The sequence below is a fragment of the Marinihelvus fidelis genome (assembly GCF_008725655.1).
Lineage (GTDB): Bacteria > Pseudomonadota > Gammaproteobacteria > Xanthomonadales > SZUA-36 > Marinihelvus > Marinihelvus fidelis.
The window spans coordinates 95,044-112,999 of record NZ_VYXP01000006.1; the positions used below are offsets into that span (position 1 = coordinate 95,044).

The 17,956-nt window shown below is 66.4% G+C and carries 18 protein-coding genes and 1 tRNA gene; 8 read left to right on the top strand and 11 right to left on the bottom strand.

Annotation, left to right across the window (positions count from 1 at the left end):
- Positions 1 to 48: 48 nt before the first annotated feature.
- On the bottom strand, positions 49 to 1,170 hold the full coding sequence (ald, locus tag F3N42_RS10755) for an alanine dehydrogenase (protein ID WP_150864475.1): 1,122 nt from the start codon (positions 1,168 to 1,170) through the stop codon (positions 49 to 51).
- 107 nt (positions 1,171 to 1,277) lie between these two features.
- Between ald and F3N42_RS10760 the strand changes: the two genes are divergently transcribed.
- From F3N42_RS10760 to F3N42_RS10770, 3 genes are all read left to right on the top strand, one after another.
- Positions 1,278 to 1,763 (top strand): Lrp/AsnC ligand binding domain-containing protein, encoded by a 486-nt coding sequence (locus tag F3N42_RS10760; RefSeq protein WP_150864476.1) that lies wholly within the window; start codon positions 1,278 to 1,280, stop codon positions 1,761 to 1,763.
- A gap of 26 nt (positions 1,764 to 1,789) precedes the next feature.
- Entirely contained in the window at positions 1,790 to 2,716 is a 927-nt protein-coding gene (locus F3N42_RS10765; protein ID WP_150864477.1) for a histone deacetylase family protein, read from the top strand.
- A gap of 22 nt (positions 2,717 to 2,738) precedes the next feature.
- A tRNA-Gly gene (locus F3N42_RS10770) sits at positions 2,739 to 2,812 on the top strand.
- Here F3N42_RS10770 and F3N42_RS15915 read toward each other — a convergent pair.
- On the bottom strand, positions 2,764 to 3,699 hold the full coding sequence (locus F3N42_RS15915) for a YheT family hydrolase (protein WP_150864696.1): 936 nt from the start codon (positions 3,697 to 3,699) through the stop codon (positions 2,764 to 2,766). The genes F3N42_RS10770 and F3N42_RS15915 overlap by 49 nt on opposite strands.
- 107 nt (positions 3,700 to 3,806) lie before the next feature.
- On the bottom strand, positions 3,807 to 4,547 hold the full coding sequence (locus F3N42_RS10780; protein ID WP_191621362.1) for a lysophospholipid acyltransferase family protein: 741 nt from the start codon (positions 4,545 to 4,547) through the stop codon (positions 3,807 to 3,809).
- A gap of 142 nt (positions 4,548 to 4,689) precedes the next feature.
- On the opposite strand from F3N42_RS10780, the gene F3N42_RS10785 reads away from it, so the two are divergent.
- Positions 4,690 to 5,739 (top strand): CDP-6-deoxy-delta-3,4-glucoseen reductase, encoded by a 1,050-nt coding sequence (locus F3N42_RS10785; RefSeq protein ID WP_150864479.1) that lies wholly within the window; start codon positions 4,690 to 4,692, stop codon positions 5,737 to 5,739.
- Positions 5,740 to 5,865: 126 nt separating this feature from the next.
- Here F3N42_RS10785 and F3N42_RS10790 read toward each other — a convergent pair whose 3' ends face one another.
- The 7 genes from F3N42_RS10790 to F3N42_RS10820 are packed head-to-tail and all read right to left on the bottom strand — an operon-like array spanning position 5,866 to position 12,509.
- Complete coding sequence (locus F3N42_RS10790; RefSeq protein WP_150864480.1) at positions 5,866 to 7,083, bottom strand: heme biosynthesis protein HemY; 1,218 nt, start codon at positions 7,081 to 7,083, stop codon at positions 5,866 to 5,868.
- Positions 7,080 to 8,294, bottom strand: a complete 1,215-nt coding sequence (locus F3N42_RS10795) for a uroporphyrinogen-III C-methyltransferase (protein WP_191621363.1) — start codon at positions 8,292 to 8,294, stop codon at positions 7,080 to 7,082. The genes F3N42_RS10790 and F3N42_RS10795 overlap by 4 nt, the downstream gene beginning before the upstream one ends.
- Positions 8,295 to 8,340: 46 nt before the next feature.
- Positions 8,341 to 9,120, bottom strand: coding sequence for a uroporphyrinogen-III synthase (locus tag F3N42_RS10800; RefSeq protein ID WP_150864482.1), 780 nt, complete (start codon positions 9,118 to 9,120; stop codon positions 8,341 to 8,343).
- Positions 9,121 to 9,126: 6 nt separating this feature from the next.
- Positions 9,127 to 10,062 (bottom strand): hydroxymethylbilane synthase, encoded by a 936-nt coding sequence (gene hemC, locus F3N42_RS10805; RefSeq protein ID WP_150864483.1) that lies wholly within the window; start codon positions 10,060 to 10,062, stop codon positions 9,127 to 9,129.
- A complete protein-coding gene (locus tag F3N42_RS10810) occupies positions 10,059 to 10,778 on the bottom strand; it encodes a LytR/AlgR family response regulator transcription factor (RefSeq protein WP_150864484.1) in 720 nt (239 codons plus the stop codon). The genes hemC and F3N42_RS10810 overlap by 4 nt, the downstream gene beginning before the upstream one ends.
- The gene (locus tag F3N42_RS10815) at positions 10,756 to 11,778 is read right to left on the bottom strand and encodes a sensor histidine kinase (protein ID WP_150864485.1); all 1,023 of its coding nucleotides are present in this window, start codon (positions 11,776 to 11,778) and stop codon (positions 10,756 to 10,758) included. Before F3N42_RS10815 ends, F3N42_RS10810 begins: the two co-directional genes overlap by 23 nt.
- Positions 11,779 to 11,795: 17 nt before the next feature.
- Positions 11,796 to 12,509, bottom strand: coding sequence for an alpha/beta hydrolase (locus F3N42_RS10820; protein ID WP_150864486.1), 714 nt, complete (start codon positions 12,507 to 12,509; stop codon positions 11,796 to 11,798).
- 48 nt (positions 12,510 to 12,557) lie between these two features.
- Here F3N42_RS10820 and lptM point away from each other — a divergent pair, with 48 nt between their 5' ends.
- The 4 genes from lptM to xerC are packed head-to-tail and all read left to right on the top strand — an operon-like array spanning position 12,558 to position 15,168.
- Positions 12,558 to 12,752, top strand: a complete 195-nt coding sequence (gene lptM / locus F3N42_RS10825; RefSeq protein WP_150864487.1) for an LPS translocon maturation chaperone LptM — start codon at positions 12,558 to 12,560, stop codon at positions 12,750 to 12,752.
- Complete coding sequence (gene dapF / locus F3N42_RS10830) at positions 12,749 to 13,576, top strand: diaminopimelate epimerase (protein WP_150864488.1); 828 nt, start codon at positions 12,749 to 12,751, stop codon at positions 13,574 to 13,576. The genes lptM and dapF overlap by 4 nt, the downstream gene beginning before the upstream one ends.
- Positions 13,573 to 14,262 (top strand): DUF484 family protein, encoded by a 690-nt coding sequence (locus F3N42_RS10835; protein WP_150864489.1) that lies wholly within the window; start codon positions 13,573 to 13,575, stop codon positions 14,260 to 14,262. Before dapF ends, F3N42_RS10835 begins: the two co-directional genes overlap by 4 nt.
- A gap of 3 nt (positions 14,263 to 14,265) precedes the next feature.
- Positions 14,266 to 15,168, top strand: a complete 903-nt coding sequence (xerC, locus tag F3N42_RS10840) for a tyrosine recombinase XerC (protein WP_224784861.1) — start codon at positions 14,266 to 14,268, stop codon at positions 15,166 to 15,168.
- Positions 15,169 to 15,239: 71 nt separating this feature from the next.
- On the opposite strand, the gene F3N42_RS10845 is transcribed toward xerC, so the two are convergent.
- A complete protein-coding gene (locus F3N42_RS10845) occupies positions 15,240 to 17,948 on the bottom strand; it encodes a thrombospondin type 3 repeat-containing protein (RefSeq protein ID WP_150864490.1) in 2,709 nt (902 codons plus the stop codon).
- Positions 17,949 to 17,956: the final 8 nt, after the last annotated feature.

A 17,956-nucleotide genomic window follows, 5' to 3' on the forward strand; every position in this document is an offset into this window, starting at 1 on the left:
TGTAAGTCACCCGTCACCTGTCACGCGTTACGCGTTACGCGTCACCGATCATGCGGCCGTCAGGGCCTCGCGCGGATCGGTGTAGTCGTAACCAAGGTCGTGCGCCACTTCCTCGCAGGTCACCATGCCGCGGTAGACGTTCAGGCCGTTGAGCAGGTGCTCGTCGTCCAGCATGGCCACCTCGGCACCCTTGTCGGCCAGCGCGATCGCGTACGGCAGGGTCGCGTTGTTGAGCGCGAATGTTGAAGTACGCGGCACGGCGCCGGGCATGTTGGCCACGCAGTAGTGCACGACGTCGTCGACCACGTAGGTGGGCTCAGCGTGGGTCGTGGCCTTCGAGGTCTCGAAGCAGCCGCCCTGGTCGATGGCGACATCGACCACGACGGAGCCCGGACGCATGGTCTTCAGGTGCTTGCGGGTGACCAGCTTGGGCGCCGCGGCGCCGGGGATCAGCACGCCGCCGATGACCAGGTCGGAGTTGACCACGTGCTTTTCAATGGCGTCGACACTGGAGTAGACGGTCTCGACCTGGCTGCCGAAAGTGGCATCCAGGAAGCGCAGCACCTCGGCGCTGCGGTCCAGGATCACCACGCGGGCGCCCATACCGACGGCCATCTGCGCGGCATTGAAGCCCACCGTGCCGCCACCAATGATCAGCACCTTGGCCGGCTGCACACCGGGCACGCCGCCCAGCAGCACACCGGAACCGCCCTTCGCCTTCTCCAGGCAGGCCGCACCGGCCTGGATGGACAGGCGGCCGGCGACCTCGGACATCGGCTGCAGCAGTGGCAGGCGACCCTTGGCGTCGGTGACGGTTTCATACGCGATACAGGTAGCGCCTGATTTCACCAGGTCGGCGGTCTGCTCCGGGTCCGGGGCCAGGTGCAGGTAGGTGTAGAGCACATGGTCGGGGCGCAGCATGGCGCGCTCCACGGCCTGGGGCTCCTTGACCTTGACGATCATCTTCGCGGTTTCGAACACGGCCTCGGCGTTCGGCAGGATGGTCGCGCCGGCCTGCTCGTACTTGTCATCGCTCATGCCGATACCGGCGCCCGCACCTGTCTCGACATACAGGTCGTGACCGCGTGCGGCCAGTTCGCGCACCGAGGCCGGCACCAGGCCGACGCGGTACTCGTGATTCTTGATCTCTTTTGGCACACCAATCTTCATAGCCGAACTCCGGTAAACTGATTCACCATGTTATCGCAAGGTATCTGGTGTTTTATGCTGTTAATATGCTCTGAACAGCATTAACAACCACAGACCACCCGATAAACATGAGTCCATCGCAAAGACGCCCGCGACCACTGGATCGCACCGACAAACGCATCCTGGAAGTACTCCAGCGCGACGGCCGCATTTCCAACGTGGCCCTGGCCCGCGAGGTCAACCTGACGCCCACACCCTGCCTGGAGCGGGTCAAGCGACTGGAGCGCGACGGCTACATCCGCGGCTACACCGCGCTGCTGGACCCGGAACTGGTGGGCGCCGGCCTGCTGGTCTTCGCCGAGATCAACCTGACCCACACCGCGGGTGATGTCTTCAAGCAATTCCGCCGCGAGGCCCGGCAGCTGCCCGAAGTGCTCGACTGCCACCTGGTCTCCGGCAACTTCGACTACCTGATCAAGGCGCGCGTGCGCGACATGCAGGAGTACCGCGAGTTCCTGGGTGAAAAGATCCTGTCGCTGCCCGGCGTCAACGGCTCGCGCAGCTACGTGGTCATGGAGGAGGTCAAGGAGACCACGCGGCTGCCGCTACGGTAGCGGCGCGATTACGTTATCCTGCGGCCATGTCCACGCTCGTCATCCATCACGACGACTGCCGGCGCCACGACCCCGGCCCGCGGCACCCGGAACAGGTGCGTCGAACCGCCGTGGTGCTGGAGGCGCTGGAAGCAGTCAACGGCATTGAGCGCCTGCCCGCGCCGCTGGTCACACCCGAACAGGCCGGCCGCGTACATGGCCTGGAATTCCAGGACTGGCTGCAGTCGATGGAGCCGCAGGAAGGCCGTGCGGCTGTGGGCGAGGCCGACAACCTGGTCAACAGGGGTTCGATGGATGCCTCGCGGCGTGGCTCCGGTGCCATGTGTTACGCCATCGACGAACTACTCGCCGGCCGCGCGGCCAATGCCTTCTGCGTCACGCGCCCACCCGGGCACCACTCCGGCACCGATTTCGCGATGGGCTTTTGCCTGTTCAACCACGTCGCCATCGGCGCGCGTCATGCGCTCGCCTCGGGTGGCATCGAGCGCGTGGCCATCGTCGACTTCGACGTCCACCACGGCAACGGCACCCAGCAGGTGTTCGAGGACGACCCCCGCGTGATGTTCGTGTCCAGCCACCAGATGCCGCTCTACCCCGGCAGTGGCCACCCCGAGGAGACCGGCGCCGGTAACATCATGAACCTGCCGCTGGCACCGGGCACCGGCGGCGACGCCTTCCGCGCGACCTGGTCACGCCTGGGCCTGCCGGCCATCGACGCCTTCGAGCCCGACCTGGTACTGGTCTCGGCCGGCTTCGACGCCCATTCCCGCGACCCGCTGGGCGCGCTGGAACTCGAAGACAATGATTACGACTGGATCACGCGGGAACTGCTGGCCATCGCGTCCCGGCATGCCGGCGGGCGGCTGGTTTCCATCCTGGAAGGTGGCTACGACCTGGAAGGCCTGGCATCGTCGGCCGCGGCGCACACGCGGGCATTGGTCACCGGTCGCTGAAGCGTTAGAATTCCTGCCAGGCGCGGGTGTAGTTCAATGGTAGAACCTCAGCTTCCCAAGCTGATGACGTGGGTTCGATTCCCATCACCCGCTCCACTTTCATCGCGCCGTTCAGTCCTGTCCCCGGTGAAGTAGTCGAACAGGCGGTCTTCCGCCCAGCTCTCCAGCCGCCAGTTCTTCAGGTAACCGCAATGACCGCCGTAACGGGTGACCTGGACATCCAGCGCGTCGATGTCCGGCAGCGCGCGCGCGTCCGCGGCGGGAATCACCGGGTCATCCTCGGAGGTCAGCAGGACGGTCGGCACATCCAGGCCGACCAGGCGGTCGCCGGCCACCGAGTAGCCTTCGAGATAGTCGTCCAGGCTGCCGAAATCGTAGTAGCGGGTGGCGAACCACTCGGTGCGTGCGCGCAGGCCTTCCAGCTCGAACCATTCCTCGTAGTCATACAGGTCCGGGAACAGCCGCTGCTTGATGCGTACCGATCGCGCCCACTTGCGAATGTAGTAGTCATTGTAAAACTTGGGCCCCGACTCCATCGCGCTGAGCGCGCTGTGGGGATCGATGACCGGGCAGACGCTGAACACGCGGTCCAGGCGCAGCCCCTGGGCCGGCCCGCGACGCGCGACCCGCAGGGCGAAATTGCCTCCAAGCGAGTAACCCGCCAGTGACCATTCGGTGACGGCCTCGCGGTCCTGAAAATCGGCCAGGGCGTGGATCACCTCGCTCAGTCTGCAGGAGTGGAAGATGCCGGGGTTGAGTTCGTGCGTGTCACCGTGGTCGCGGAAGTTGAAACGTAACACCTGGAAACCGGCTTCGAACAGGCGCGCGCCGGCCGACATCACGTAGTTGGAGCGCGAACTGCCCTCCCAGCCGTGAAAAAAGACCACCGTTCCCAGCGGGTTCGAGGACGGCCTGGACAGGTGTCCCACCAGCCGAACGCCGTCGCCACCGTCCAGCATCAGCGCCTTCTCGGCGGCGACCATGTCCCGCGCGCGCCGCGCAACCACGCGCCGGCGGATGCCGCTGCTGTTCAGCAGCGACTGTGAATGGGGGTTACGCAGCCCGGGAACGGGTCGAAAATCATCCAACGTCAAACTCCATCTGTACCAATCGGTTGTTCATAGGCTGCCGTGATCGCCTGCTCCGCAACGGCGGCCAGTTCCCTGCGCGAACGGTCTTCGACCGTGTACGGCGGCAGGAACCAGAGTTCCGCGTCGCAGGCTGGCCGGCCCATCAGCCGGATCGAGTTGACCACCAGGTTTTCGCCAGGAAGAAACGTGGTGCCCGGGTCGCGCCGGCCATCGCGGACATAGCGGATCATCACCGGCTGGATGGGGCAGCCCGCCTCCACCGGCACCTTGAACAGGCGGGCGTGGAAGCGCTTGATGTCTTCGCCCGGCAGGATGCCGCCCTCCGGGAACACCGCCACGCGACTGCCCTCGGCCAGTTTCGCCGTCATCACGCCGGCCACACCGGCCGCCGAATCGTGGCTGCCACGGCGGTGAAAAATCGTTCCGCCACGCGCCGCCAGGAAACCGAGCAGTGGCCAGCGGGCGATCTCCGCCTTGCCGACAAAACTCATGGCGCCGGCGCTGTGCAGCAACTCGATATCCAGCCAGGCGATATGGTTGGCCGTAATCAGCACTGGCCCTGGCAGTGGCTTACCATGCACCCTGGGCCGCAGGCCGAAGACGCGGCAAACGCCGCCCGAGAACGCCATCAGCGAATGTTCGGCCAGCGACCGGCCACGCCACAGCCGGGCCTGGCCGAATCGGCCCTGCAACACGACGGTCGGCAAAAGCCCGACCAGGCACAGCAATATCAGCAGCACGCTTCGGTACACCCAGCGTACCGGCGTCAGCGCGTCCGTCCACATAGAGAAAACCGGCCCGACAATATCCAACCGTGAAGCGTACCAGCTTTGGCCCGCGCATCGGAGCGCAATACCGACGCCGCGCGGTTAGAATACGCGCATGAGTGAATTCGAAGTTCGGTTGGCCGGTAGCGGCACGACCTTTACCGTGCGCACGGGCGAGTCCGTGCTGGATGCCGCCCTGCGCCAGGGCGTGATGTTGCCGTACAGCTGCAAGAACGGCACCTGCGGCAGTTGCAAGGGCACCCTGGTCACGGGTGAAGTGCACTACCCGTTCCACCCGCCCATGGCGCTGGAGCGCCACGAACTGGCCGACAGCAAGACCCTGCTCTGCCAGGCGGAACCACTGGAAGACCTGGTCGTGGAAGCCCGCGAGATCGAGGCAATCCGCGATATCGAGGTCCGGCGCCTGCCTGCCCGTGTCATGGAAAAGACCCTGCTGGCCGACAACGTCATGAAGCTGGTGCTGAAACTGCCGGCCGCGCAGCGACTGCAGTTCCTGGCCGGGCAGTACATCGAGATCCTTCTCGCCGGCGGCAAGCGGCGCGCGTTTTCAATTGCCAGCCCGCCATCCAGCGAGGACGAGATCGAATTGCATGTCCGCCACGTCGAGGGCGGCGACTTCACCGGCTGGGTCTTCAATGAACTGGCGCTGCGCGACATCCTGCGTCTGGAAGGCCCGCTGGGAACGTTTTTTGTCCGTAACGATGGTGCCGAGCGGCCGTTGGTGATGATGGGCGGTGGCACCGGCTTCGCGCCACTGAAGTCGATGATCGAAGACCTGCTGGCACATGGCGACCAGCGCCCGATCCACCTGTTCTGGGGCGCGCGCACACCGGCCGAGCTGTACCAGGAAGGCCTGGTCAGGGAATGGACGCAGGCGCACCCGCATATCCAGTATTCATCGGCAATCTCGGAGCCCGGTGACGATGCCGCACCGCGTGGCTTTGCCGGTTTTGTGCACGAAGCCGTGGTCGACACCTACCCGGATCTTTCCGGCCACGATGTCTACATGAGCGGCCCGCCCGCCATGATCGACGCCGCCAAGCAGGCCTTCGCCGCCCACGGTGTCCATACCGACCGGTTGTTCTACGACTCGTTTGAATTTGGCGCGGATGTGCCCGTACGGATTCTTGCGCGGCCGCACTAGTGGGCAGGCGGTAGGCGTTAAGAGGTAGGAGGCAGGAGGCAGGAGGCAGGAGGCAGGAGGTAGGAGAAATTCGCGGCGGCGAAGACGCGTGTCACTCTTTACTCCTCACTCCTCCCGCCTCACCACTCACTCCCTGCCTGGCGGGCCAATCCTGGCCGCGCTCGCGGGCAGGGCTTCGGGCTGGCGGCCCTGGGTGACGCGCAGGGCATTGCGATAGCAGACCAGCGACGGCTCGAGTTCGCCAAGGCGCTCGAGCAGCTGGCCGAGCGCATCATAGCCGGCGGCGGTCGGCTCGATCTCCAGGCTGCGAACCAGGTGATGGCGCGCCTTGCCCCATAATTCCTGTCCGGCGCACAGGCGCCCCAGGGCCATGTGCAGGGCCGCGTCGTCCGGCCAGGTTTTCAGCCATTTTTCGCATTGCGCCAGGCGCTTTGCGGCGTCACCGGCACCCGGGTCGCCATAGCGGAGTACCAGCGCGGGGCTCCATGACTTCTTCAGCCACTTGCGCAGCAGCGGTTCGGCCAGCTCGGCATGACCCAGCTGGCCCGCGCGCTCGGCATAGCGCTCGAGCACTGTCGCCTGCGACTGCATGTCCTTCGGCAGGCCCTGCCAGGCGGTTTGCAGCGCCTGGGCATCCTCGGCCGTGAGCAGGCGGAAGCGGGCGACCTCGGCCTGCAGGTGATCGAGCTCGTCTTCGGGCAGGGCCTGGGCACGACGCAGCGTGGGCAGCAGCACCTGCACGGCTTCCCAGTGACCCAGTTCGGCCTCGCAGCGCGCCAGCATGCCCAGCACCTGCGGGTTCTGGCGGCGGCGCTCGTTCAGCGACTTGAGCACTGGCAGGGCCTCGTCGAACCGGCCGTTGGCGACCAGCATTCGTGCCCGCGTCAGCTCTACCAGGAAACGCCGGCGGCGGCCGCCGCTGTCGGCCTGCTCCAGGTAATGGTCTCGACGCTCGTCCGCGTCCTGGCCGTCGGCGGCCTGGGCCGCGGCCAGGTAACGGGCGGTAGCCCGGCCAGGCGCCACGGTGGATTTCTGCAGCGCGCGCTCGGCCGTGCGCCAGTCGCCCTCGGTCAGTGCCAGCAGGCCTTTTTCCAGCTGGGCCAGGCCCCGTCGCTCGGCGACCCGCGCCGCGGTGCGCGCCGGCAAGCGCCACAGCCACAGCGCGAACTGCAGCAGCAGCCAGGCCAGCAGGACCGCGCCCACCAGCACCAGCACGCTGGTCTCCAGCGTCCAGTCACGGAAATGCACCTGCACCATGCCCGGGTCGGACTTGAACACCGGCGCCAGCCCTGCGGTCAGCAGCAGCAGGGCGAGCAGCGTCAGCCAGGTCGCGGTGTGTTTCACTGCGGCGGTTCCCCTTCGTTCACCGAACTGTCCGAAGTTTCGGTGTCTTCGGCGACATCGGGTTCATCCGCCGGTCCAGGCGGCGTGACGGGTGCCGGTGCGGGGGCCGCCGTGCGCAGGCGCTGCAAGCGCGTCCACGGCGCGGAGACATCCGGGATGGCCGGGGCGACATTCACATCGCCCAGCGTGGCCAGTGCCGCATTGAACTCGCGGACGGTCGCCGCGGATGTATCGAAATGTTCGTTCAGCGATGACCCGGCGCGGTCCAGCGCGCCGTCGTACATCCCCTGGTCGCGGCGCATCAGCGCCAGCCGGGCCGTTTCCAGCTGCAGCCACAGCGCCTGGCGCAGGAAATCCCGGTCTTCCAGCCCCAGCGGCTTGTCGCCGGTGGTACGCCTGACCGTCACCAGGCCGGCCAGGCTGGCCTTGAAGCGCGCCCACAGCCCAGGAGATTCTTCGCCACTGACCGCCTCTGTTGCGGCCGGCTCGTCACCCGGAAACGGCAGGGCGATCACGCGGCCCTGCAGCGCCCCCAGCTGTTCGGTTACGGCGACCGTGTCGACACGCTCGAGCGCCTGCAGATGCTGCCGCGTGGTCGCGATGGCCTGGCGCACCGGCAGGTAAAGCGGGTCGTCGATGGCCTGCAGTTGCGCGTCGGCCAGCGCCAGTGCGCCATCGGCGGTGTCGGGGTCGGCGTACAGCCGCGCGCGTTCACTGGCGACGCGCAGCAGGTGATCGATTTCGTCCAGCTCGAGCACGCGGGTGGGCGACTGCTCGCGCGCCAGTACCGCGGAGAAACCGGACTCGATGCCGCGCAGGCGCTGCTGGGTGTCGGCCTGCGCCTGCTCGGCCACCGACACACGGGCCGACAGGTCGTTGACGCCACTGCCCAGCTCGGCCACGCGGTTCTGCAACGCGCGGACGCCCTCGCCGTCACCGCGCCGCTCGACGGCGTCGATTCGGCCATCCTGCACACCATCGTGACGTTCAAGCGCCGCCAGTTGCTGGCGAACATCGGCGACCGCGGTATGCAAGGTGGCCGCGGGGTCGGGCGCACGGCTGTCCTGCCACCACTGCCAACCGACGAAACCGGCCACGCCCAGGGCCAGCAACAGCGCCAGCCAGGCCACCGTCCCGGCGCTTCCGCGACGGGCCTTTTCCAGCTCCCTGGCGAAAGGGTCGAACTCCTGCTCTTCGATTTCAGTATTCAAGATGGTCCTGCCCGTTTCCCGGTTTATCCCGTGATGCTATCCCAAATCAGCCGCGGCTTTCATGCCCGCGGCCATCCGCCCCGGCCTGCCAGGCCTCGATAATCGCCGCGCGCAGATGCGCGTTCGATGCGCTGTTGGCGATGGTCACCTGGCGGGCGCCCAGCCCGATCGCCATGGCCTGCAGCCGTGCTGATGCCACCACGAACAGGCCGCCAGTCACGGCCCGGCGCGAGGCCTCGCCAAGCTGGCCGAGCAGCGCTTCCATGGCGTTGCCGCTGGTCCATGCGCTGATGACCGGCCCGCTTTCGGCCAGCGCGCCCAGCACACCCGGCGGCGGCGCAAGGGGTACACGGCAATAGACGTCCAGTGTTCTCACCGCCCAGCCCAACCGTTCCAGGCCCGGCCCCAGCCAGCCGCGGCCACCCGGGGCGGTGACGATGAAAGCGGTGCCTTGACGCTCACGAAGGCGCGGGTCGGCGAGCAGGTCTTCGCTGGTGTGCTGGCCACCGGCCACGATCCATGCCGGGCGGCCGGCTTCTTCAAGGCTGGCGGCGGTGGCGGGGCCGATGGCGCCCAGCCGGGCCTGGGCCGGTATCCGCTGTCCCAGCAACGGCAGGCCGAAGGCCACCGCCCTGGGCGACGTGAACAGCCACAGTGAACGGCTGCCATCGTCATCGGGGTCCGGCCACACCGGCGGCTTGGGCATGGCCTCGAAGCGGAACGCCGGCGCCAGCAAGGCGGGGATGCCGGACCGGGCCAGGCGCGCGGCGAGTTCGTCAGCCTGCGGTTGCGGCCGGGTGACCAGGACAGATACGTAGCGACTCATGGGCCTTCAGGCCTGCGCTTTCATTCCGGCGATGATGTCCGCGGCGCCCTGCCCGAGCATGTCCCGGGCCACCGCCCGGCCCAGCTGCTCCGGCTCTGCCACGCTGCCTTCACCACTGGCCCGCAGCACGGTACGGCCGTCCGGCGTACCCACCAGGGCGTCCATGGACAGGCCCTCACCGGCGACCCGGCAGTAGCCCGCCAGGGGTACCTGGCAGGAGCCTTCCAGCAGCTCCGCAAGCGCGCGCTCGGCGCGGCTCTGTACACCCGCCTCGTCATCATGCAGCGGCGCAATGGCTTGCAGCACGCGATCATCGCCGGCCCGGCACTGCAGGCCGATAATGCCCTGCGTCACCGCCGGCAGCCATTCGGGTGGATGCAGTGGCATGCTGATGCGTTCGCCCAGCCCCAGTCGCTCCAGCCCGGCGCAGGCCAGGATGATGGCGTCGTACTCCCCGGCGTCGAGCCTGGCCAGCCGGGTATCGACGTTGCCGCGCAACGGCGCGATGTCCAGGTCGGGCCGCAGTGCCGCCAGCAGGCATTGCCGGCGCAGGCTGGACGTGCCGACACGTGCGCCGGCCGGCAGGCTCTGTGGCGTGGCGCCGGACGGGCAGACCCAGGCGTCAAACGGGTTGGCGCGCGGCAGGGCCACGTCCAGCACCAGCCCTGGGGTGTCCTCGGCCGGCATGTCCTTCATCGAGTGCACGGCCAGGTCCGCGCCGCCTTCCAGCAGTGCCTGCTCAAGCTCCTTCAGGAACAGGCCCTTGCCGCCGATCTCCGAAAGCGGCCGGTCAAGCACCCGGTCACCGCGGGTCACCATGGGCACGAGTTCGACCTCGAGGCCGGGATGGGTCGCGAGCAGCCGGTCGCGGACGTGATTGGCCTGCCACATGGCCAGGGCGCTCTTGCGCGTGGCGATGCGGATGACATCAGTGTGATTCATGGTATTGCTTTCCTTTCCTTGATGACCCGGCGTACCGTCGGCAGGCAGCGCCGGCTCACCAGGGGTGCCTCGTCACAGCCGTCCAGCAGGATGCGCACGGCACCCCCCTCTTCGCGCTTCAGGCCGCAGATGCGCTCGCGGACCACCAGCGCCGCGCGGTGCACGCGCAACAGGCGGTCACCGAACAGCTTTTCCAGTTCGACCAGTGACTCGCTGATCAGTGCTTCGCCGTCATCGTGATGGACCGTCGTGTACTTGTCTTCGGAGATGAAGCAGGCCACGGCGCCAAACTCGATCATCTCGGTGCGGTGCCCGGACGTGGCCGTCAGCACGGCCTCGTTGGCGGCGTCGCGCTGAACGAAGCGCGCCGCCTTGTCCAGCGCCCGGGCCAGGCGCTCCGCGCGCACCGGCTTGACCAGGTAGTCGACGGCGCCGCTGTCGAAGGCATCCAGCGCCTGGCCCGGCCAGGCCGTGCAGAACACCACCACCGGCGGCCGCTCCAGCTGGTCCAAGGCCCGCGCCAGGCTCATGCCGTCCAGCCCGGGCATGGAGATGTCCAGCAGCACCGCGTCCGGCTCCAGCCGGCGAATATCCTCGAGCGCGGCATCGCCGGACGCCGACTCGCCAACCACGGTCCAGCCCGGCAGGTCGGCCAGCATCCGCTTCAGCCGCGAGCGCGCGGGTTGTTCGTCGTCAACGACCAGGATCTTTAACATGGGGCACCGTCAGGACGGCATAGAAGCGGTTGCCGTCGCGGTTGGTCAGCAGGCTGGCGCGCGGGCCATGCGCCAGGTCCAGGCGTGAGCGGATATTGCGCAGCGCCATGCCCGCGCCGGCATGGTCACGTGGCGGCGCCAGCGGGTTGCTGATGGTGATGACCAGGTTCTGGCCCTCGACCCGGCCGAATACCTGGATTTCGCCACCATCGGCGCGCGGGCCAATGCCGTGGCCCACGGCGTTTTCCAGCAGGGGTTGCAGCACCATCGGCAGCACCATCGCGTTGTCCGGCAGGCCGTCCATTGACCATTTCACCGCCAGCCGTTCGCCCAGGCGGCGCTTTTCCATGGCCAGGTACTTGCGCGCCAGTTCCAGCTCGTCACTGAGCGGTATGGACTTGTCCGCGCGCCGCATGCTGCCGTGGAACAGGTCAGCCAGGTCCTCGGTGGCGCGCTCGGCGCTGGCCGGGTCATCGTGAATCAGGCTGGCGATGGTGTTCAGGCTGTTGAACAGGAAATGCGGGCGAATCCGCGCCTGCAGTGCCTGTACCCGGGCGTCCGCCTGGGCCAGCATCTCGGCACGCCACTGCGCGCGGATAAACAGGTAGCGAAAGAGCGCGACCGTGACCACACCGGTCGCCAGCACGCTCTGGAGCATGAACAGGCCAAGCCCATTGGGGCCCGGCCCGACGCCGTGAACACTGCCGACAACGCCGACGCCATAGCTGATGCCCAGCGTGGTCAGCACCACGATCAGCCACCCGCCCAGCCAGGCGGCGCGCACGGACAAGCGCGAAAGCAAGGCCCGGCAGACGCAGACCGCGAGCGCGCAAATCACGCCGAGCGCGACACCGTAGACCAGCACCGGCACCACGCGACCAGGCGCCAGCACATCCAGGCGGCCCAGCAGGACCAGCGCCGTGGCCAGCAGGGAAACCGCCGCGACAGCGGCCAGCGCGCGCCAGCTACAGAAACTCGGCGGCAGAACCGGCCGGGGCACCGTTGGCGCCTCGACATTCAAACCAGGCGCGCCCTCAGCCAGTGACCGATGTCGACCAGCTCGTCCATCGACACCGAGTGAGGAATGGGGTACTGGCGCCACTCCACCGGGTAGCCCATCTCGCGCAGCTGGCGGGCCGCCGTGTCACCGGCAACAAACGGCACGACCGGGTCGGCCTGGCCGTGGGCGATAAACACGGGGGTGTCGGCGTTGGCCGGGGCGCGTTCATCGGCCAACCGGTCCGGGGCCAGCAGGTAGGCGGACAGGGACATGATGCCGGCCAGCGTGTGCGGGAACCGCAGGCCCGCGTGCAGCGCCATCGCGCCACCCTGCGAGAACCCGGCCAGGACGATGTTTCCAGATGCGATGCCGCGCGCCATCTCGCGGTTGACCAGGGCGTCCACCAGCCGCCGGGACTGCTCGATGCCGGCCATGTCGAGGTCACGGCTGGCGGAAATGCTGACGATGTCGTACCAGGCCCGCATCGGCATGCCGCCATTGAGCGTGACCGGGCGTACCGGCGCGTGCGGAAACACGAACCGCGTGGGCGGCCCGCCGCCCAGCCCCAGCTGCGGCACGACCGGCTCGAAATCATGTCCGTCCGCGCCCAGGCCATGCAGCCAGATGACCGCGTGCGTGGGGTTGACGCCGGTGACCACCTCGACGGTTTCCGGCAGCGTGACGCCCTGTTCCGGGGCCGCGTCCCCGGTGGCTGAAGTCGCTTCTTTCATGGCGTATAGTCTACCAGTCCGCAGCATCTGCACATGGCTCATCGCCCCATGAAAACCCGCTCATTCATCCTTCTCGCCGCCTGCCTGGGCCTGGCCATGCTGCTGGGTGCCTGCGGCAACAAGGGCGCGCTGTACCTGCCCGATGACCAGCCCCGCGTGGAAGGTGCCCCGCTGGAGCCGGAAGGCGACGAAGTCACCGGCCCGGACGACCAGGGCGACAGCGACGAGGATGACGACCTTTGAGCGCGACCTTTCACAAGATGCACGGCAACGGCAACGACTTCGTGCTGCTGGACCTGCGCGCGCAGGACTATGCCCTGGACAGCAACGGGGTCCGCGCCATGGCGGATCGTCACCGTGGCGTCGGCTTCGACCAGTTGCTGGTGCTGTACCCGCCGACAACGGCCACCGCACTGGCACGCGTCGAGATCTGGAACGCCGATGGCAGCCGCGCCGAGCAGTGCGGCAACGGCATGCGCTGCATCGCCGACTACCTGCACCGCCAGGGTGAAGCCGGCGACGACCCGTTCAGCGTGGAAGGCCCAGTCGAGACCATTCACATGGCCTGGATCGAACCCGGCATGACCCGCGTCGACATGGGCCGGCCGGCCTTCGGCCCGGACGCCGTGCCCACCAACCTTGTCCCCAACGGCGATGAATACTCGCTGGACATCGACGGCGCGACCTGCCGGTTCGGCGCGGTGTCGATGGGCAATCCACACGTGGTGATCCGCGTCGAGCACGCCGCCACCGCGCCGGTCGCCCGGCTGGGACCGGCGATCGGCCATCACCCGGCATTTCCCCGCGGCTGCAACGTCGGCTTCGCCGAGATCACCAGCCGCACGGGCATCCGCCTGCGCGTCCACGAGCGCGGCGCCGCCGAAACCGCCGCCTGCGGCTCCGGCGCCTGCGCGGCCGTGGCCGTGCTACAGCGCGCCGGCCTTCTGGACGACGAGGTCGAAGTGGTGCAGAACGGGGGGCGGCTTATAATAGGCCGGAATGCGGACACCGGCTCGATCTGGATGACCGGCCCGGCCGCCCATGTTTTCCAAGGAATGATTGAATGACCGACACCCGCCTGGACGACAACGACGTCAAGAATTTCCTGCAGGACAACCCCGGTTTCCTGGTCGACCACCCGGACCTGCTGGCGGAAATGCAGTTGCCCCACGAGAGTGGCGAGGCCGTCTCCCTGATCGAAAAGCAGGTCAACCTGCTACGCGACCAGAACCGCAAGCTGTCACGCCAGCTGAACCAGCTGATCCGCGTCGCCACCGATAACGAGGCGCTGATGGACCGGCTGCACGGCCTGACGCTGGAGCTGATCCTGGTCGAAGACACCGGCGCCTTCTTCGACCGGCTGGCCGAGGTGCTGCTGGAAGAATTCGACGCCGACATCCTGAACATCTCGCTGTTCGAGCGCGAGATCAAGGCGTCCGACAGCACACCGCTGTTCAACTACGACCGCGACGACCCGGAACTGAAGCCGTTCGCCGGCCACCTGGAAAAGGGCAAGACCGTCTGCGGGCGCCTGAACAAGGGCAAGCTGGAGTTCCTGTTCCGCAGCCGTGCGCAGTGGGTGCAGTCCTCGGCACTGGTGCCGCTGGGCGATGCCGGCATGATGGCCATCGGCAGCAGCGACCCGGCACGCTTCTACCCCGGCATGGGCACGCTGTTCCTGGACCTGCTGGCCCGGGTCATCGTCCGCAAACTGGAACTCACCGCGCCGGAGCAACAACGGCGCAGCGCCTGAACCGTGAACCTGGCTGACGACGTCCGCCGGTTCATCGATCACCTGGCCAACGAGCGCGGCCTGTCACCCCGCACAGTGACGGCCTACCAGCGCGACCTCGATTCATTCGTCACGGTCATGGCCGAGCAGCAGGTCGAGGTCGCCGGCGCCGTCACCGAGCACCATGTCCGCGCACTGGTCGCGCGCCGCCATCGGCAGGGCCTGGGCGGCCGCTCGATCCAGCGACTGCTGTCCTCCGTGCGAACGTTCTACCGTTACCTGATGCGCGAGGGCCGCGCAAGCCTGAACCCCGCCACCGGGGTGCGCGCGCCAAAGTCCCCGCGCAAACTGCCGGAAACGCTGGACCCCGAGGCCATTGACGCCCTGCTCGCGTTCAAGGCCGATACCCCCATCGCGATTCGCGACAAGGCCATCATGGAACTGTTCTACTCCTCCGGCCTGCGCCTGTCCGAACTGGCCGGACTGACCTGGGACCGGCTCGACCTGTCCTCGGGGCTGGTAACCGTCACCGGCAAGGGCAACCGCCAGCGCATGGTGCCGCTGGGCACCAAGGCCGCCGATGCACTCACCCACTGGCGCAAGGCCCGCGCGGCGATCGCGCCCTTCGAGGAGCCGCACGTCTTCGTCAGCCAGCACGGCAAGCCGATTTCCGTGCGCAACATCCAGGACCGCATCCGCTACTGGGCGCGGCACCAGGGCCTGCCCCGGCACGTTCACCCCCACCTGCTCCGCCACAGCTTCGCCAGCCACGTCCTCGAATCCTCCGGCGACCTGCGCGCCGTGCAGGAAATGCTCGGCCACGCCGACATCTCCACAACGCAGATCTACACGCACCTGGATTTCCAGCACCTGGCCGAGGTGTATGACAAGGCGCACCCACGGGCGCGGAAGAAGGGTGACGCGTGACGCGTGACGCGAAAAGCTTACTCGATGTCGTGTTTGAGGGTGGGCCAGCCAGTGGCGATGCCGTTTAGGCGCTACGGCGCTTCGATGGGGCAGCCTGCGTCAACACCGTCGAGGCCTGCCAGTCGGGTCAGCTCAAGTGTCTGTTCGCCATCCTCGCCGTCCAGCGTCGCGATTGCCGTGGTGCAATTTTCGAACTCGATGCTGAGCGTTCCCCAGGGAATCGTACTGATCCCGGCGGGGTCGAATCCGCCAAACTGCCCACCCGTCGAGTAGCTCATTGCCACGTCAATGGGCGCGGAAAAATCCAGCGCAGTACGGATGTGCCCGATCAACCAGCGTTGCCGCCCGTCATTCGAAAACCCATAGAAACTAACAACCATTTCATTCTCGTTGACGGCGTGAAGCACGATACCCTGCCCCGAAGTAGCGGGGTCAAACCAGGTGCCCGTCACACCGGCGATGGCAGCCGATGGCGCGATCCTGCCCTGGCATGCCAGCCCCTCCAGGCCGAGCAACTTGACCAGCTGCAACGTCTGCGTTCCGGATTTTCCTTCCAGGGTCGCCGTTGCCGTGGAGCAGTCATGAAACTCGATATCCAGCGTCCCCCAGGATTCCTGTTCAACGGATCCGGGGTCAAATGCTCCAAAACGCCCACCCTGGGCGACTTCCAGCGTCACCTTGCCACGCCGGTAAGGCGCCACGTCATCGCCCGCAACCCCAATTAGCCAAAGTGGCTGGCCATCGTCTTCGAAGCCATAAAAACTGATCACGCTGGAGCGGTCGTTCCAGCGGTGCATCACAAACCCCTGCCCCGATGTCGCCGGGTCGTACCAGGTGCCCGTCATGTCTGAGGCGACGGGTACCTCGAGCTTTTGCCCGTAATGCCAACGGTAAAGACTGGATGACCCATCGTGATGGCGGGTGTTCATGTACAACGCGCCGCGGTGTTCAAACGGCCGACCCATGACCTCGCTCACTTTTCGCCCGATGGCCGTCTCGAACATCCCGAAACGATCGAACTGCCAGCCCCACAATTGGTACGGACTGCCCGGCACGTAGTCTCTCATCAATACGGAGGCTGTGCCCTGCCCGATTCTGTGGTCATTATAGGAAACTGTGAGCTCCCCACCCTCGGCGCCAGACGGCCACCCGGCATCCAGCGGTACTGCGACATCATGATCAAGCGCGAAAATTTCAGTCCCCGAATACCCCAGGGTATGGTGTGCCGCCGTAAATAGCCTGATTTTATCGAGGCGCGAGTTTCGCTCTTCGATATCCACCGGAATAACAGAACTGCTTGTGGCGGACACCCGGACCACCAGCGGCGGCGGAGACGTCGGCGACACCTCGGCCCCGATTTCAAACGCTGAAAGGGACAGGTATACGGATTGACCGGCCTCATCAGGCACCCATGGCTTTGATGCGAGGTCAAGCCGCGGCATTCGTGTCAGGAAATCCGGAGTCTCGCCTTCATGCTCAAGACGCGTGACGGTTTGACCATCTGTCCGGTAGAAATTGGTCGACCTGAAGGATGCTGGCAATCCCGGAACCTGGCCATGAATCTCGAACAGTAACGCCCCATCCAGCTGGATCTGGACACGACAGCAATCCGTCCCCACCGGCTGGTTGACCAGGCTGCCAACCGGAACCCACGCCCCATCCCTGAGCAGGTGAATCGCGTGCCCGGTCTCGGTGAACGCGTTGTGCAGATTCAACGTGACGCCATTGTCCAGCGACACCAGGAAATGGTCCTGCATCAGTTCGACGCTACCGGTATCCTCGGGGCGCAGGGTCTCGCCATCGGTTGACCAGAGCCGGTAGGTGGTGCCCGAGTCGGTGGATAATTCCACGATGAAGTACATTCTTCCGCCGTGAGCGGCATGCCCATCGGGGAACCACCCATGGCGCGAACCACGGATGTCAGGCGTGCTCAGGCCAGCGGTTTCACCGACCTGCGAGAAGTCATGAAACAGCTCGGCATTCCCACCCTGCGCTCGCCACAGGGCATTGCCATGGATGCCGTCATCAGCCCAGAAATAGAGCCAGCCCGAAAACTCGAAAGCCCGCCTCATGTCAGCGCCGGAACTGGCAGGCCCCGCATTGATGTCGCTGACGAATTCAACCTGCTCGCCCCGAAGCCGCCAGAGCTCATTACCCTGCGCCTCGGTTTGCCCAAGAAAGTACCGCCAGTCACCGAGCCTGCCGGCTCTCAGGCTGTAAATCCAGCCGTCCTCGTGTCCAGCGGAAATCGCCAGGCCCTCTACTGCCTCGCTTGTGACACCATCAGTCCGCCACAACTGCCGTTGGCCTTCGCCAACATCCGCGACGAAATAGTAGACGTCACCATTGGCAAACCCTGTAAACCAGGTGTCCGCATTGAATGCACCGGCAACACCGGGATTGGCATCGGTCAAGCGCCTGAGTGGATCATCGGGTCCTTCAGCAACATACAGCTCGCAGCCGTAAGCCAGTGTATAACCGGTCAACAGTAGCCGGTCGCCCCATGGCCGAAACATGTTGCAGCCCTCGCGGGTTTCATAGTCAACCCGCGCAGGTAACAACGCTTCGAGAACGAAATTCTCGTGCTTCTGCGGTGTGCAAAAATCACCGACACCGTTCCCGTCCATGTCTTCCTGGCCCGGGTTATAGACGCCAGGGCAGTTGTCGCGCCCATCGGACACACCATCGCTGTCCTGGTCTTCGGAACTGGCGTGCACCAGTGCCGTCATGGCAAACAAAACAATGGGTAACGTTATTCTTATCATTTGACTGGCCTTCATCCCTGAGC

What these genes read in the sequence shown, in the direction of transcription:
- ald (WP_150864475.1), bottom strand. Translation starts at nt 1,170, where the DNA reads ATGAAGATTGGTGTGCCAAAAGAGATCAAGAATCACGAGTACCGCGTC.
- F3N42_RS10760 (WP_150864476.1), top strand. Translation starts at nt 1,278, where the DNA reads ATGAGTCCATCGCAAAGACGCCCGCGACCACTGGATCGCACCGACAAA.
- F3N42_RS10765 (WP_150864477.1), top strand. Translation starts at nt 1,790, where the DNA reads ATGTCCACGCTCGTCATCCATCACGACGACTGCCGGCGCCACGACCCC.
- F3N42_RS15915 (WP_150864696.1), bottom strand. Translation starts at nt 3,699, where the DNA reads ATGGTCGCCGCCGAGAAGGCGCTGATGCTGGACGGTGGCGACGGCGTT.
- F3N42_RS10785 (WP_150864479.1), top strand. Translation starts at nt 4,690, where the DNA reads ATGAGTGAATTCGAAGTTCGGTTGGCCGGTAGCGGCACGACCTTTACC.
- F3N42_RS10800 (WP_150864482.1), bottom strand. Translation starts at nt 9,120, where the DNA reads ATGAGTCGCTACGTATCTGTCCTGGTCACCCGGCCGCAACCGCAGGCT.
- hemC (WP_150864483.1), bottom strand. Translation starts at nt 10,062, where the DNA reads ATGAATCACACTGATGTCATCCGCATCGCCACGCGCAAGAGCGCCCTG.
- F3N42_RS10810 (WP_150864484.1), bottom strand. Translation starts at nt 10,778, where the DNA reads ATGTTAAAGATCCTGGTCGTTGACGACGAACAACCCGCGCGCTCGCGG.
- F3N42_RS10820 (WP_150864486.1), bottom strand. Translation starts at nt 12,509, where the DNA reads ATGAAAGAAGCGACTTCAGCCACCGGGGACGCGGCCCCGGAACAGGGC.
- lptM (WP_150864487.1), top strand. Translation starts at nt 12,558, where the DNA reads ATGAAAACCCGCTCATTCATCCTTCTCGCCGCCTGCCTGGGCCTGGCC.
- F3N42_RS10835 (WP_150864489.1), top strand. Translation starts at nt 13,573, where the DNA reads ATGACCGACACCCGCCTGGACGACAACGACGTCAAGAATTTCCTGCAG.
- F3N42_RS10845 (WP_150864490.1), bottom strand. Translation starts at nt 17,948, where the DNA reads ATGAAGGCCAGTCAAATGATAAGAATAACGTTACCCATTGTTTTGTTT.